Raw genomic sequence first — 14,016 nt, 5'->3', positions numbered from 1 at the left:
GTAGTTGATCCGACTTCTTCGCCAAACCTACGATCAGCCCACCGGTCAGGCACGGGGACCGGAAGCAGCTTCTACTCCAGGAGCGGCAGGTCCTCGACGGTCAGGTCGGGGCGCAGGCGCACCAGCCGCACGGAGTGGCGCCATCGGTCTTGGTCGATGGCGGTGTCACCGGAGAACTCCGACACCAGGTGCGGGGCGATAGGTGTGAACTCCAGTGGATCCCGGCTGCCCCAGTGTGACGTCACGTGCATGCCGTGCCACGGGTGGCCGGGGCCGACGGGGGTGAGTCGGTTGGACAGGGCCGTTCGCACCGGCGCGGCCAGAGGTGTACTGCGGGCGACCAGCAGCAGGTCTCCGTCCGGTGTGTAGCGGCCCAGGAGAACGGTTGCCGGACGGGGCGTGCTGCCGGTGACGGCACCGATCACGGCCTCCGCGGTGTCCCGGGTGCACTGGTGGACTGTCGGTATTCGAGGGTTGCGGTATTCGCCGTAGAGCGAGCAGTTCCGTGCCCGGCTCGGTCACGTCAGCGGTGACGAGGTGTAAAGCGCTCGCCGAAACGGGCGCTGTCTGCGCGAGGACGCCGGATCAAGAAGAAGACCGGCCTCTTGCGGTGAACCCGCGCCGGCCGCCCGCGCTCCGGTGCGGCCCTTCGCCGTCTGCCACCGTGCCATACGGCCCCCTCCCGGCAGCGGCAATCCCGTGCGGCAGAAGGCTCACCCGGCGCTACGAGGTTCACGGCGCCGGTACAGCACCGATCTGCTGCAGCACCCCGAGGAGATCGGGCTGGCCCCGTTCGCCGGTGATCCGGCCGTCGGCCAGGTAGTAGAAGTTCATGGCCTGCACCGAGATCTTGTTGCCGCTCGCCGGGATCCCGAAGAATTCACCCTCGTGGGTTCCCCGCATGGTGAACCGCGCGGCCACGGTGTCGCCTTCGGTGACCGTCTCCTCCAGCGTCCACTGGACGTCGGGGAAGGCGCTGCGCATCATCCCGATGACTTCCAAGTACCCATCGGGCCCCCGCAGTGGTTCCGGGTGGCTTGGCGCGTGGAACACCGCGTCCGGGGAAATGACCTCGCGGGCGAGATCCTCGTTGCCCGTGTTGATGAACTCGACGAAACGGTTCATCACTGACTCGGTGGACTGCGATGGCATCTTGCTGTTCCTCTCCAGAGACGTTTGGGCGGGTACCTGAGAGCCTAACATCGAATCGATGTTTACATCGATTCGATGTTCTCGTGCGAAGATGGACTCATGCTGGAACTCGCGATACTCGGCTTCCTCGCCGAGGGACCCCTGCCTGGACACGAGCTGCGCCGCCGCGTCTCACAGCTGACCGGCTATACGCGGCCGGTCAGTGACGGCAGCCTGTATCCGGCGATCAATCGTCTGACCAGGGCGGGCTTGATCGAGCGGCGCGCAGACCCGGCCACGGGGGCGGCCCGGTACGTGCTCAGCCTGACCGCGGACGGGCGCGCCGAAATGCTTCAGCGCCTGCGCAAGCCCGCCGACCACGAGATCACCGACTTCACCCGGTTCTACATCGTCCTGGCCTTCCTCTCCCACCTGCCCGACGTGGCCGAACAGCACGCGGTGCTGCGCAGACGGCTGGAGTTCCTGGAAGAACCGGCAAGCTTCTTCTACGACAACGAGCGGCCCCTGCGTGCCGAGGAGATCGCCGACCCCTACCGGCGGGGCATGCTGCTCACCGCCCGCGCCACCAGCCGCGCCGAACGGACCTGGCTGCGCGAGACCCTCGGGGAGAAGCCGCCCGCATTCGACACCGGATGCATCGACAGCGATCCGCATGCGCCCGCCGCTCCCGCGAGCTGACTGCCCACGGAGGTACCCCCCATGCTTGCATCCTGGTACGACGCCCAGGGCCCCGCCGCCGATGTCCTGCACGTCGGTGAACTACCTGATCCCGTCCCCGGCCCCGGCGAGGTCCGCGTCCGTGTCACCGTCTCGGGCGTCAACCCCGGCGACACCAAGAAAACGGCGCGGCCGGCTCGGCTCGGCCATGCCCTATCCACGGGTGATCCCGCACAGCGACGCCGCCGGAGTCATCGACTCCGTGGGCGCCCAAGTCGACGCCCGCCGCGTCGGACAGCGGGTCTGGGTACACGGCGCCCAGTCCTACCGCCCCTTCGGCACCGCCGCCCAGTACACCGTCGTACCTGACCACCAAGCCGTACCTATGGGCGGGGCTGGGCGAACAGGCCGGGATCGAGCTCGGCGAGGATGCCTCGGCTGACGAGGCGTATGAGCTTGGAGCGGATGCCTTCGGTGTTCTTTGGTGCGATTGGCAGGTCGAGGGCCAGGCACAGGTCTCGGGCTCGCAATGCTCGTCTCGGTCGGCAAAGACGGTCATGATCTGTTGGTAGGCGGGGTGCTCAGGCAGCCCGGGGGCTGGTGAAGTGTCCTTGATCTGCCCGGTGTTGGATTCGTCGGCGATGGTGAGAAGCGTCGTGCGGGTGATCCGCAGGTGCTCCAGGTGCCAGTCGAGTTCTCCGAACTGCGCGGTGAGCTCGTCGATCTGTGCCTGCACCAGCGCGGCCTGGTCGGTCACGGCCTGCTCGCGGTCATCGATCCGTTCGAGGATCGGCTTCACGGAGTCCGTGCTCATGTATCCCGCCAGGTGAGCGCGGTGGCGGACGTGAGCCGACGTGTCATGACGTCGGTCATGGCCCAGTACACGCGGGACTCCGCGCTCTGGGGTCGGTGGTCGTATTCACGTACGAGGCGTCGGTACATCAACAAGATCCCGTAGGCGCGCTCCACGATCCACCGCTTGGCCTGCGGGACGAAGCCCTTATCGGCCGGATTGCGCTGGACGCCTTCGACGCCGATGCCCAGCCGTGTTTCGTGGTCGACGACTGCGGTCTTGAACCCCTGGCCCACCAGCGCCTTCTTGATCGTGCCGGTCTGATCGGCGACCTTGTCCAGTAAACGGATCCCGACCTGGTTGTCGTGGGCCGAGGCAGCGGTGACGTCGCCCCAATCACCAACCTCGACAGGTCAACGGCGAGTCCCAGCTTGCGGCCCGGCACTCGCTTCGCCGCGTCCTTCCCGGTCGTGGTGGCCGGCAGTCCCGCGGCCGCGCGTTTGCTCTGAGTGTCGAGCACGACAAGGCTCGGGTCGGCCAATCTGCGCCTGTGTTCACGCGAATACCAGCGAAGCAGATCGTGGATCTTCTGGTCGGTGCCGTCGTCACGCCAGGCGGCGAAGTAGTAGTACGCGGCCCCCTTCGGGGGCAGGTCGTGCGGCATGAAGTCCCACTGGCAGCCGGTGCGATTCCGCATCTCGTCGACGTAGTCGAAGACCTCGTCGTAGGACTCGATGCGTTCAGCGATCAGCAGGGTGTTATCGCAGGCTTCCGGGAGCTCCGAGAACAGCTCGCGCATGTCCGCGGCACTCTTGAGGTAGTAGCCGGAGTCGTTGAAACGGAAGCGGCCCGGATCGTCCTTATTCTTGCCGACACCGATGCAGAGCAGGCTGTCGTGGGCGTCGGCCTGGTCTTCGGTGACATAGTGAGCGTCGTTCGTGGCCAGGAGCGGGATCCGCAGGTCCCGCGCGAGTCGCAACAGGCCGTCGCGGACGTCGCGTTCGATGCCCAGGCCGTGGTCCATCAGCTCGAGGAAGTAGTTCTCGCGGCCGAAGATCTCCTGGTACGCAGCGGCCGCTTTCTTGGCCTCCTCGTACTGGTCGAGACGCAGCCGGGTCTGGATCTCGCCGGATGGCTCGCCGAGGCCCGCCACCGCCTGGCCCGGCGGATCTGCTTCGGCCAGAGCGGTGAACTGCGCCAGCACTACCGCAAGGGCATGGAGGACCAGCCCTTTGTCCGCCCCGCGCAGGCCGGCCGCCGCCCGTTGTGCCAACCGTCGGCCGATGAGGACGCCAGCGAGGCGTAGTGGAGCGTTGCCCAGGGCAGAAAAGGTCACGTTCCGTAGCGGCCATGGTGCGCGCGTGAGAGGGCGGTGGCGCCCTGGCAGGCGACGGTGGCGGCATCGTCTGCGTACTGGGGGATGTCGGCGGGCCATTTCGAGGTCGGCAGGAGGATCAGCAGCGAGACGGCACCGTGCAGGCACGCGCAGATGGCCCGGGTCAGCGCCGTCACATCGCCGTGGAGCACGCCGGCGTCGGCGCATCGCTGCACCGTTTCCCGTAGGAATCGGAAGCAGGCGTCGGCGACCTGCTCAGTGGCGGCTGTCGCGGGTCCGGTCGCGACCAGGCGGTAGCGCAGGGGATGGTCGAGCCCGAACCTGATGTAGGCGACACTGCGCTGGTGGAGTTCGGCGAACGGGTCGGTGGTCTGGGCGCTGATGCTCAGCATCCGTCGGCCGAGCTCGTCCCAGACCTCGAGGCACACGGTGTGCAGCAGTTCCAGTCGGTTGTCGAAGTGCAGATACACCGAGGGGGTGCTGACCCCGACAGCCTGTGCCACCGCGCGGATGGTCACGCCGTCCTCGCCGGCGTCGTCGAGCAGCGTGCCGGCCGCTTCGATGAGCTCGTCCCTCAGTCGGCCGCCGTGGCCTCGCTTGGCGCGGCTGCGCCGACGGCCTTCGGTTGTGCTGGCGCGGCCGTCGGCCGTGGTCTGGCCGGGTCCTTTAGGCATGGTGCCTCCGGAGGGCGACGAGTTGAGTGACGCGGGTACAGAGCCGGTCCTTGTCATCCCTGATGTCGATTTCCACGGCGACCGTTGCCTTGCCGACGTGCAGCGGGCGGGAGGTCGCGAAGGCGCCGGTGCCGTGTACGGGCCGCAGGAAGTGGGTGGTGGATTCCATGGTCGCGGGGACGGTGTCGGCGGTCCCGTTGAGCGTGGCGCACACGGCGCCGGCTACATCGGCCAGCCCCATCAGTGCCCCGCCGTGTATCGCGGCGCCGACGGTGGACTGCTCGGGCGTGTAGGCGAGTTGCGCGGTGACAGCGTCGGCGTTGAGGGCTCCGAAGCGTATCCCGAGCGTCCTGGCGAACGGCGCCAAGGTGTAGACGTCTTGCTCGGTGATGGTCATCGCGGCCCCTCAGGTTGTCGCCGTTAAGTTAACGGTGACATGTTATGTGGGCGTCACGGTTCATGTCCGCGCCTGTGGCGCGAGGCTGCAGGCTGTGCAGCCTTCCGGTGCGCGCGAGCGAAGCCGAGCGTGGGGGAGTGCTCGATCGGAGGCGTACTGAGAGACGCCGAGCTGTCACTCGGATGAGACAACTTCAAGCGTCTGGAGAACCGTCGTATTTCGGTTCGAACATGGTGCCCCCGGGAAGCGCGCGGGGTCCGGGCGGGCGGGGGACTGCCCGGGCCGGCATCGGCTCCACCGGAGACACCAGCACAAAACCATCCTCGGAACTGCGGGCAGTCGCTGACGAGACCGCTGATGGCAGGTACCGCGCGGCGGGAGGGAGAAACGGAGGGGCAGAAGGTGCAGGAGAAGTGAAGGCCGCAACCCTTCCCGCTGCCAGACCGCTCTACCTGAACATGCACAGGATCATGTACAACGCCGGAATGAACAGCCGGCAGACGGAGGGGGCGCCTGCCGTGCCCGGCGGATCCTCAGGCACCCCCCTGGCACAACGGGCGGTGCGGCATACTGCGGCGATGGTCACCCTGCGGGAGCGTCGGCACGCAGTCGTCGTCCGGTGTGTGTTGGCCGCCGTCCTGGTCTTGGTGGTCGCGCTCACCGGTGTGGGACAGCACGCTGCGGCGGCGGAGAACGGTCCTCGTGACACCACGCAGAAGTTTTTCTACATGCCGCTGCACTTGACGAAGAAGACGGGGCCCGACATGTGGCTGCCCCTGTCCTTCGCACACAACGGACCATCACGGGATGCCGAACTCACGGTGGACGCGTCGGGAATCGACAACGTCGCGGTCCTCGCACCGGACAGCCAACAGGTGAACCACTGCACGACAGGGACGCCGTCGTTCACCTGTTCCGTGCGGCTGAACTCCGACACCGAGGAGCTGCTGAATTTCCGCCCCGCAGAGGGGGCGCAGGCCGGGGACACCGGCATCCTGCACTACGCCCTCAAGCCGGAGGGCCTGCCCGCCGTCCGGGGCAGCGTGACGATGATCGCCGGGTGGCCCGAACTGCGGGTGAGCAAGAGCCCCATCTCCGGCGACCTGCCGGTCGGGCAGACGACGAACGTGCCCATCCTCATCCGCAACACCGGTGATGTTCCCGCCCGTGGCGTCGTCGTGCGCTTCGACGACACCGAGGATCTGTCCACGGCCGTCCAGCACAGCAACTGCCGATACCCCAGGGACGACGAGACCGGCCGCGCCGTCCAATGCATGCTGCCCGACGCCGTCATCGCTCCCGGTGAGACGTGGCGGGTGACCCCCGCACTGCGCGTGAAGCCCGGCCGCGACGCGTCGGGCGAATTCCTGTCCTATGGGGCATGGCCCTTCCACACCGCCGGGAGGGGATCGAGCGGCGCATGCTGCGTGGAAAACCCCGATCCCGGTCTCACGCCGGGGAATGCGGCGCCCCTGTCCCTCACCCGGGACCCGGCCGACGGCAAGGGCAGGACGTTCACCACGGACCGGGAGCCGACGATCACACGGGTGCCGGTCCGCACCACCGCCGATGTCGAGGTGTTCGGTGCATCGGTGCGCGGCGAGGTGGGCAGCAGGCACCGCATCCGCATCGGCTACCGCAACAACGGTCCGGCTCGGTTGGGATGGCCCTCCATCGAGTTCATCGCCCCGCCCGGTACCGAGGTGACCCAGGCACCGTACGATCCCGATGCCGAGGAGAACGTGTGCGTGCCGGGCCACAAAGGCCGCAGCTACACCTGCATCCAGCTCGCCGACTTCGCCGAAAGGATCGGCCAAAAAGTCTTCTACGAGTTCGAGTTGCGCATCACGAGCAAGGACAGCCGTTCCGGCTGTGTGGCGGTCTCGGGCACAAGGACTGTCAAGGACCCCCAGCCGGGCAACGACAAGGCTCGCGTCCGGGTGGCGGAAAACGGTGGCTTCTCCTGCGCTCTGCCCGAGCCCAAGGACGATGGCGTCAGCGGCTGGGCCACCGGCGCGGGAATCGCGGCCGTCGCCGGCGTAGTTTTGCTCGTCGTCAGACACCGGCGCAGGAAAGCAGCCGCTTCTGGCCGACCGCCCACCTCCTGGTGGACCCGCTTTGAACGTGAGCCGCGCCCCCCTCTCGGCGAATGAAACGTGGCCTCGGACCTGTACGCGCAGCCGGGGCTCCAGCTGCGATTTTTCCGTTGAGCTTCTCAAGGCCAACTGGGAGGTGTGGAAGGCAGAAGGTGCAGGAAAGGCAAAGGGCCGTAACCCTTCTCGCTACAGACCGCTCTACCTGAACATGCACACGATCATGTACGGCGCCGGAATGATCAGCCGGCAGATGGTCCGGTTCGCGTGGTTACAGGCGCGCTGCTGCGCGTTCGCGGTCGCGCTGTTGGGCGGGATGGCGGCCTCGAAACTGCTCCCGCCGTTGCCTGTGGCGCGCTATGACCTGCTGCTGGCGTACGGAGTGCTGCTCTCCGCCGTGGGCTTGCTGCTGGGGTGGGAGACCCGGCGGGAGGTGGCGGTCGTGGCCGTCTGCCACCTCCTGGGGCTCGCGTTCGAACTGGTGAAGGTGCATGTGGGCTCGTGGAGCTATCCCGAGCCGGGACTGGCCAAGATCGCGGGTGTGCCGCTGTACGGGGGGTTCCTGTATGCAGCGGTCGGCAGCTATGTCTGCCGGTCCTGGCGGTTGCTCGATCTGACGCTGAGCGGCTACCGGGCTCGTAGTACCGCCGCGCTGTCCGTCGGTCTGTACGTCAACTTCCTCAGTCATCACTGGCTGCCGGACCTGCGCTGGCCGCTCGGTGGGCTGCTGCTGGTGGTGACGACAGGGACGTGGGTGTCCTACACGATCGGTGAACGGCGGCACCGGATGCCACTGGCGCTGTCCTTCGCCCTGATCGGCTTCTTCCTGTGGCTGGCCGAGAACGTCGCCACCTATCTCGGGGCCTGGAGGTACCCGTCCCAGATTCATGGCTGGGAGCCGGTCTCGGTGTCCAAGTGGGTTTCCTGGGCCTTGCTGATCAGCGTCACGTTCGTCATCTGCGGGGCCGGTCGGGACGCCCCCAGGTCGAAAGAGTGCCCGCGCAGACGGAGTCAGTCCAGAGGACGGCCCTCGCGCGTCAGCGTTGTCCAGCGGGTTCGCCGGAACGGAGCTTCGCCTTAACGGCGCTGAACGGGTAGCACCCGGACGACGCCGTCGTGTCCAGCCGACTGTCTCAACTGCCGGTTCTCGACTTTCAGTACGTGGATCACCCGAACCAGCTGCTTGACGTCCGTGCGTAGTTGGTCGTGCTCGTCGCGCAGGTCCGAGAGCTTCTTCTTCAGCTCGTCGTTCTGCCGCTCGAGGCCGTCGAGGGCCTTCGGCCGGTAGTCCTGCATCCGCACCAGGGCATAGAACAGGTCCTTCAGGCCGGTGTGCTTGTGGGTGAGCTTGTTGCGTTTCAGGCCGGCTTCCTCGGCCAGGGACTTGATGGTCAACTGCCCGTCGGAGTGCAGCGGGGTTCCGATCAGGAGTCGGACCATGGCGTCGGTGATCGCCTGGATCTCGGCGGTGTCACCGGGACGCGTGGGGGATGCCGCATCGGCGGCCATCGCGAAGACGCGACCGACCGTTGCGGCGATTCCCGCGGCGGCCGGCACCGCTGTCTCCTCGAGACCGCCGACCTCCTGCGCACCGTCCCGTGTCGGCGGCTGTGCTCCCGCGGTCATGGGATGTCCCTGTCGTTCATAGCCGGGCCAGGCGCGGCCTCATGCTTCCGGATGGCCTCCTCCCTGCTGATATGGCACAGCTCGAGCCGTCGCCGCGGCGGGTACGGCGCGAGGGACGTGCCGGGCTTGCCGATGTAGCCGGGCAGGCTGCCGCCGGTCGCCTTCAGGTGCTCCAGATGGGCGCGGACGATGCCCTTGCCCACCGCGGACGCCGTGAGAGCGGACGTTTGAATGCAGCGCACGCCACGTCCGGTAGGCGCTGATGATGTCCGGCGCGAGGTCGAGTACGAGGCGCGTTGCCCACAGCAACAGAGGCGACATGGTGGCCGGGTGGATAACCACCTCCTTGTTCTCGCCGGACTCGGTGCGGAAGTCGTCGCCGAGGAAGTCGATGATGGTGGTGCCAGGGTCTTCCCACGGGGGCATCACCAGCCGGTCCCCGGGCAGGAGGAAGGGTGCATAGGCCCAGACCCGTGTCAGTGCCTGTGTCTGAACCAGTCATGCCAAGACTGGCGTCCTCGTCTGCGATGACACGCGACGCTGTGAAACACAGCGAGGGGCAGCCGGATCCGGATCCCGGCTACCCCTCGCCCCTGCTTCAGCGGTCCAGCGTCGCGCTCCGGACCTGCCGCCTGGTCAGGTCAGTCGGCGGCGGATCCACCAGGCGCAGAACCCGGTCAGGGCCAGGGCGAGGCCGAGGTAAAGCCCGGTCTCGGTCCATTGAAGGGCCCAGAAGTTACCGGCGGGATGGTAGGTCACCTGTTGTTTGTAGCCCAGGGCGCCGAGGTCGGCGAGGCAGCGGTCGAATTGCTGCAGGGTGGGCGGGCCCGAGTCGGTGCGCAGGCAGTCGGCGAAGGACGACGGCACGGGGACCGGCTGACCGTCGGCGTTCAACGTCTGTTGGGAGGTGACCCAAGCCCCGGGCACTTCGGGGTGCGTGACGATCTGTTTGGCGCCCTCCTGGATGCTGATGGGGGCGCCGTCGGGCTCGATCGGCACGGTGATCCGGTCCGTGGCAGCCAGATAGGGCCGAAGCCACAACGGCACGGAGATCTGGACGGCGGCGTAGACGACGAACGTGGTGGCCATCGCGGGCAGGGTGCGGCGGATGACCAAGCCGAGGGCGACGCCCAGGACGAAGGCGAAGGCCGCAAGGGCCATGGGGACGACACCCCGTGCGGCGAAGGCCACGGGATCGAGCCGCGGGAAGTACGTGTCCGTCGCGCCACCACCGTTGACAGCCCGGTCGATGGGGCTGCTCCACCAGCTCACCGCGAGGCTGGTCAGCCCGGCAGCGGTCATGGCGGCCGCCGCACCAAAGCCCAGCTTGATCGCCAGCCAGCGGGTGCGGGTGACGCCCTGGTTCCACGCGAGGTAGTGGCTGCCGGTCTCCAGTTCACGGGAGATCAGCGGAGCGCCCCAGAACATCCCGATGACTGCTGGTACGGCAAGCACGACCAGCAGTCCGGCGTAGTAGACGCTCTGGTCCGAGCTGGAGACCTGGTCCACCAGGCTGCTGCCGGCAGTTCGGTAGAGGTCGGCCAGCTGCGGGCCGGTGACCGCGAGGGCGGCGGCGAGGGCAGCCACGGCGGCGAACACCACGGCGGCCTGGGTGCGGAACTGGCGCCAGGTCAGCCAGATCATCGAAGGACCTCCAGTGCGGGCCGGGTGTCGCGTACCGCATCGGCGGGCCGGGTCATGTAGGCCAGAACGATGTCTTCCAGACCGAGCGGGCTGACGCTCCAGGACGGATCGTGGACCGCGGTGTCGGTGCGCACCAGCAGGGTGGTCTGCCGGTCGGTGTGGCTGGCGGTGATGACGTGCTGTCCGGCCGGGAGCGTGTCCGGGTCCCGGCGCGGTCCGGTGAGCCGGTGGTGGCAGGCGACCAGGTCGTCGATGTCGCCGGCCACCTGCACCCGGGAGTCGACCAGGACGATGACGTAGTCGCAGGCCCGCTCCACGTCGGAGACCAGGTGGGAGGAGAGCACGACGCTCAGCTCGTGCTCGGCTACGGCCTCCATCAGGTCCTGCATGAACTCCCGCCGGGCGAGCGGGTCCAGGGCCGCGACCGGCTCATCCAGGATGAGCAGCTCGGGCCGTTTGGCGATGCCCAGGGTGAGAGCGAGCTGCGCGCGCTGGCCGCCGGACAGCCTCCCGGCCCTTTGTTTGAGGTCCAGGCCGAGCCGCCGGATCCGCTCGTGGGCCAGGGCATCGTCCCAGCCGGGGTTGAGGCGGGCGCCCATCCGTAGATGGTCGGCGATGCTCAGGGCGGCATAGGTCGGGGTGTCCTGGGCGACGAAGCCGACCTTGGCCAGCTGCGCGGGGCCGGTGGCGGGACGGCCGCCGCACACCTCGATCGTTCCGGTGGTCGGCGTCAGCATGCCGGAGGCGAGGTTCAACAGGGTGGATTTGCCTGCCCCGTTGGGTCCGACCAGGCCGACGACCCGCCCGGCGGGCACGTCCAGGTCGCAGTTCTGCAGCGCCCAGCGCTGCTTGTATCTCTTACCCAGGGCCTGGGCCCGTAAGACGGCGCTCACGCTACGTCCTCTCCAGCGGCGGTCCGAAAGGTGGTCATGAACAGGGCCTCGATCGACTCCTCGTCGAGGCCGGCCAGGCGGGCCTTGGCCAGCCAGCGCCGCAGGTCCTTTTGGAGCGGGCCATGGGCGGCGAGTGAGGCGTCGGCCAGGGTCCGGGTCACGAACGTCCCCACCCCCGGCCGGGCGGCCACCAATCCCTCGTGCTCCAGCTCTCGGTACGCCTTGAGTACGGTATTCGGATTGACCGCCACCTGCCGGGCCACCTCCTTGACCGTGGGGAGCCGGTCCCCCTCCTCCAGCAGACCCAGCCGCAGCGCGTGGCGTACCTGCTGGACCAGTTGCTGGTACGGGGACGCGCCGGACCGGTCGCTCAGGTGGAACTCAATCACCAGTTCCTCCATTTATCTAGATGCCTAGTACTTTAGCCTCCTAGTGTGGTGTTCGGTCAACGAGCAAACCGAGGTCGGCCGGAACCGATGTAACGGCACGGGAGTGGATCGGAGCCCGGGACCGGCTGTCAGGCCGCCTGCGCCAGGTAGTCCGGGGTGACGTCGCGGCGGGCGGCGGGCTGGGCTTTGCGGCGGGTGAGGCGCCTGGTCATCAGCGTGATCGCGGCCCAGGTGATCAACGATTCGCTCATCTCGGGGAGCCGTTCGTGGTCCCGGCAGTGCCGTCTGGCCCGCATGATCCGCGACCAGGAGCGTTCGACCACCCACCTGCGCGGGAGGACGACGAAGCCCATCGCGTCCGGCGGGCGGCGGACGGTCTTGATGGTGATGTCGAGGTGGGTCTTGGCCCAGGGCGCTCGTGCAGCACGTCGGGGGTGGGAATGTTGATCAGCGCTCAGGCGATCCGCATGAAGGAGTCCCGCAGCGCCACCGGGAAGTTCGACCACAGGAACGCTTTGCTGACGGTGGTGTCCTTGTGTTCAAAGTGCGCCAACTCCCACCGCATATGACCGAAAAGGGAGACATCCTCCGGGCGTACGCCGGGCCTTAGCCGGTGCGGCGGCACCACAGGGGTGGTGGGCGCCGGGTTGACGAAGACCAAGGCGGTTGGGGCAGCCCGCCATTCGGCGCGGCCTGACCAGCGTCACCGGTCTCGGCCAGGACGCCGTCCGCGTGATCGTCGATGCCCGCACCGAGCGGCCGTTTAAGGACCTGGAGGACGTGGCCCGCCGCACGCGACTGCCCGCGCGGCTGATGGAACGCCTTGCCACGGCCGGGGCGTTCGACGGCTTCGGCGAACACCGCCGCACCGCTCTGTGGACGGCCTGCGCCTTCCCCCGCAGCCACCAGCCCTACCTGCCGGGGCTCGGCGCCCTCGCGCCCGCCCCCGACCTGCCCGCCATGACCCCGGCCGAACAGACCGTGGCAGACCTGGCCAGCACGGGGGCCAGCGCCACCACCCACCCAGTCGTACACATCCGCGCCCACCTGGAACACTGCGGCGCCCTGCCCGCGGCCGCGGTACGCGGCATGGCCGACCAGACCCGGGTCCGGGTCGGCGGACTCGCCAAGTACCTGCAGCGCCCGCCCACCGCACGCGGCGTCGCCTTCGGCGCGATCGAAGACGAAACCGGCATGGTCAACCTGGTCTTCGCGCCCCCGTCTGGGACCACTACGGACGCACCCTGATCGAGGCCCCCGCCGTGCTGCTCGACGGGCATGTTGAGCGCTCGCACGGCGCGACCAACCTCATCGTGCACAAGGCGGAGGCCATGACCATGCCTGCACCAACAGCTCGCCGCCACTTCGGCCGGTGAGCGGAATCTCTGCCACGTGCTCCCGGTGCCGCAGCACGGAGACTCGTTCGGTAGAGCGTCTTCGGGGCGTCCTGACGTCAGCAGGTCTGTTTGTGAGCCCGCAACGGGGGCGCGGGAGTGCGGGTACGGTCAGCATTGCCGTCCCGTGCTGCTTGCGCGATGGGGCGGGGACGGGGGCCGTATGCAGTTCATCGAGGTGACCGAGTTGGCGGGGGTGCGCTCGGCGGTCATACGGTTTCGCAAGCCGGGGACGGGGCTCGAGTTCCTGCTCTTCCCGATGATCCACCTCGGCGAGGCGGACTTCTACCAGGAGGTGACGGTCCGGCTGCGCCGCAGCTGCGATCTGATGATCGCGGAGGGCGTCGGCAAGGGTTCGGTCAGCGCGGACGCGCTCGTGGCCTCGTACGCCCGGTTGGACGGGCACGAGCGGCTGGGGCTCGTCGTGCAGGACATCGACTTCGACACGCTTGGCATCCCCGTGGTGTGCCCCGACATGGGCGGGGAGGAGTTCGAGGAGGGTTTCCGGCGGCTGCCGTTGAAGGAACGGGTGATGCTGGCCGCGATGGTGCCGGCCGTCACGGCGGGTATGCGGCTGTTCGGCACTCGCCGCTACCTCGCCCGGCATCTGGCCACCGAGGACCTGCTGAGTGAGGCCGAGGAGGCGACAGCGGACTTCTTGCCGGGCCTCGAGGATCTGGTGATGCGGCGCCGCGACCGGCTGCTCGTGCGGGCGCTGATGGATTTCCACCGCGGTTCTGCGGACAGGACCGGTTCCTTCACCATCGGCGTCGTCTATGGCGCCGAGCACATGCGCGCCGCGGCCGACGCCCTGGTCGGCCTGGGCTACCACGCGTCGGACGCCGACTGGCTGACGGTTTTCCTCTTGGACCTCCCGGACAGGTCGGGCCCGGAGGGCACCCGGGCCCGCTCGGAGTGAGCGTGCTGCGCGGCCACCGCACGCACGAGGAAACCGCCTGTGACGCGGT

Annotated in this window: 15 protein-coding genes and 3 pseudogenes; 7 read left to right on the top strand and 11 right to left on the bottom strand. The window is 68.2% G+C overall.

The window, feature by feature from the left end:
- Nucleotides 1–71 precede the first annotated feature (71 nt).
- The gene (locus tag ACTWQR_RS46750; RefSeq protein WP_443233415.1) at nt 72–425 is read right to left on the bottom strand and encodes a hypothetical protein; all 354 of its coding nucleotides are present in this window, start codon (nt 423–425) and stop codon (nt 72–74) included.
- A gap of 307 nt (nt 426–732) precedes the next feature.
- Nucleotides 733–1,152, bottom strand: a complete 420-nt coding sequence (locus ACTWQR_RS46745) for an ester cyclase (RefSeq protein WP_443233414.1) — start codon at nt 1,150–1,152, stop codon at nt 733–735.
- A gap of 99 nt (nt 1,153–1,251) precedes the next feature.
- Between ACTWQR_RS46745 and ACTWQR_RS46740 the strand changes: the two genes are divergently transcribed.
- The 3 genes and pseudogenes from ACTWQR_RS46740 (at nt 1,252) to ACTWQR_RS46730 (ending at nt 2,767) form a co-directional block, all read left to right on the top strand.
- A complete protein-coding gene (locus tag ACTWQR_RS46740; protein ID WP_443233413.1) occupies nt 1,252–1,830 on the top strand; it encodes a PadR family transcriptional regulator in 579 nt (192 codons plus the stop codon).
- A gap of 21 nt (nt 1,831–1,851) precedes the next feature.
- A pseudogene (locus tag ACTWQR_RS46735) lies at nt 1,852–2,197 on the top strand (alcohol dehydrogenase catalytic domain-containing protein); the annotation flags it as partial.
- 294 nt (nt 2,198–2,491) lie between these two features.
- The gene (locus ACTWQR_RS46730; protein ID WP_443233412.1) at nt 2,492–2,767 is read left to right on the top strand and encodes a hypothetical protein; all 276 of its coding nucleotides are present in this window, start codon (nt 2,492–2,494) and stop codon (nt 2,765–2,767) included.
- A 529-nt stretch (nt 2,768–3,296) separates the two neighbouring features.
- Here the strand turns inward: ACTWQR_RS46730 and ACTWQR_RS46725 are convergent.
- The 3 genes and pseudogenes from ACTWQR_RS46725 to ACTWQR_RS46715 form a co-directional block, all read right to left on the bottom strand.
- Nucleotides 3,297–3,746 (bottom strand): annotated as a pseudogene (locus tag ACTWQR_RS46725) (DNA polymerase III subunit alpha); the annotation flags it as partial.
- Between the two features lie 188 nt (nt 3,747–3,934).
- On the bottom strand, nt 3,935–4,612 hold the full coding sequence (locus ACTWQR_RS46720) for a TetR/AcrR family transcriptional regulator (RefSeq protein WP_443233411.1): 678 nt from the start codon (nt 4,610–4,612) through the stop codon (nt 3,935–3,937).
- Nucleotides 4,605–5,009, bottom strand: a complete 405-nt coding sequence (locus ACTWQR_RS46715) for a PaaI family thioesterase (protein ID WP_443233410.1) — start codon at nt 5,007–5,009, stop codon at nt 4,605–4,607. The genes ACTWQR_RS46720 and ACTWQR_RS46715 overlap by 8 nt, the downstream gene beginning before the upstream one ends.
- A gap of 413 nt (nt 5,010–5,422) precedes the next feature.
- Here ACTWQR_RS46715 and ACTWQR_RS46710 point away from each other — a divergent pair, with 413 nt between their 5' ends.
- The gene (locus tag ACTWQR_RS46710; protein ID WP_443233409.1) at nt 5,423–7,162 is read left to right on the top strand and encodes a hypothetical protein; all 1,740 of its coding nucleotides are present in this window, start codon (nt 5,423–5,425) and stop codon (nt 7,160–7,162) included.
- Between the two features lie 151 nt (nt 7,163–7,313).
- Entirely contained in the window at nt 7,314–8,183 is an 870-nt protein-coding gene (locus tag ACTWQR_RS46705) for a DUF817 domain-containing protein (RefSeq protein WP_443233408.1), read from the top strand.
- Here the strand turns inward: ACTWQR_RS46705 and ACTWQR_RS46700 are convergent.
- The 6 genes and pseudogenes from ACTWQR_RS46700 to ACTWQR_RS46675 all read right to left on the bottom strand — a co-directional run.
- Nucleotides 8,180–8,728, bottom strand: coding sequence for a hypothetical protein (locus ACTWQR_RS46700; RefSeq protein WP_443233407.1), 549 nt, complete (start codon nt 8,726–8,728; stop codon nt 8,180–8,182). The two genes, ACTWQR_RS46705 and ACTWQR_RS46700, sit on opposite strands and share 4 nt — an antisense overlap.
- Nucleotides 8,725–8,970: a hypothetical protein gene (locus ACTWQR_RS46695; RefSeq protein ID WP_443233406.1), complete on the bottom strand. Its 246-nt coding sequence runs from the start codon at nt 8,968–8,970 to the stop codon at nt 8,725–8,727. Before ACTWQR_RS46695 ends, ACTWQR_RS46700 begins: the two co-directional genes overlap by 4 nt.
- A 394-nt stretch (nt 8,971–9,364) precedes the next feature.
- Nucleotides 9,365–10,372 carry a transporter gene (locus tag ACTWQR_RS46690; RefSeq protein ID WP_443233405.1) on the bottom strand — a complete coding sequence of 336 codons (1,008 nt, stop codon included), beginning with the start codon at nt 10,370–10,372 and terminating at the stop codon, nt 9,365–9,367.
- Nucleotides 10,369–11,265 (bottom strand): ABC transporter ATP-binding protein, encoded by an 897-nt coding sequence (locus ACTWQR_RS46685; protein ID WP_443233404.1) that lies wholly within the window; start codon nt 11,263–11,265, stop codon nt 10,369–10,371. Before ACTWQR_RS46685 ends, ACTWQR_RS46690 begins: the two co-directional genes overlap by 4 nt.
- Complete coding sequence (locus ACTWQR_RS46680) at nt 11,262–11,666, bottom strand: GntR family transcriptional regulator (protein ID WP_443233403.1); 405 nt, start codon at nt 11,664–11,666, stop codon at nt 11,262–11,264. The genes ACTWQR_RS46685 and ACTWQR_RS46680 overlap by 4 nt, the downstream gene beginning before the upstream one ends.
- A gap of 140 nt (nt 11,667–11,806) precedes the next feature.
- Nucleotides 11,807–12,064, bottom strand: a pseudogene (locus tag ACTWQR_RS46675) (IS5-like element IS4811 family transposase); the annotation flags it as partial.
- Nucleotides 12,065–12,320: 256 nt separating this feature from the next.
- On the opposite strand from ACTWQR_RS46675, the gene ACTWQR_RS46670 reads away from it, so the two are divergent.
- Both ACTWQR_RS46670 and ACTWQR_RS46665 read left to right on the top strand, forming a co-directional pair.
- Complete coding sequence (locus tag ACTWQR_RS46670; RefSeq protein WP_443233402.1) at nt 12,321–12,902, top strand: helix-hairpin-helix domain-containing protein; 582 nt, start codon at nt 12,321–12,323, stop codon at nt 12,900–12,902.
- A gap of 273 nt (nt 12,903–13,175) precedes the next feature.
- Complete coding sequence (locus ACTWQR_RS46665; protein ID WP_443233401.1) at nt 13,176–13,967, top strand: hypothetical protein; 792 nt, start codon at nt 13,176–13,178, stop codon at nt 13,965–13,967.
- The last annotated feature ends 49 nt before the right edge of the window (nt 13,968–14,016 follow it).

Source organism: Streptomyces sp. 2A115, assembly GCF_052245575.1.
GTDB lineage: Bacteria > Actinomycetota > Actinomycetes > Streptomycetales > Streptomycetaceae > Streptomyces.
The sequence above is the reverse complement of the archived record's forward strand: the minus strand, read 5'-3'. Positions and strand labels throughout refer to the sequence as shown.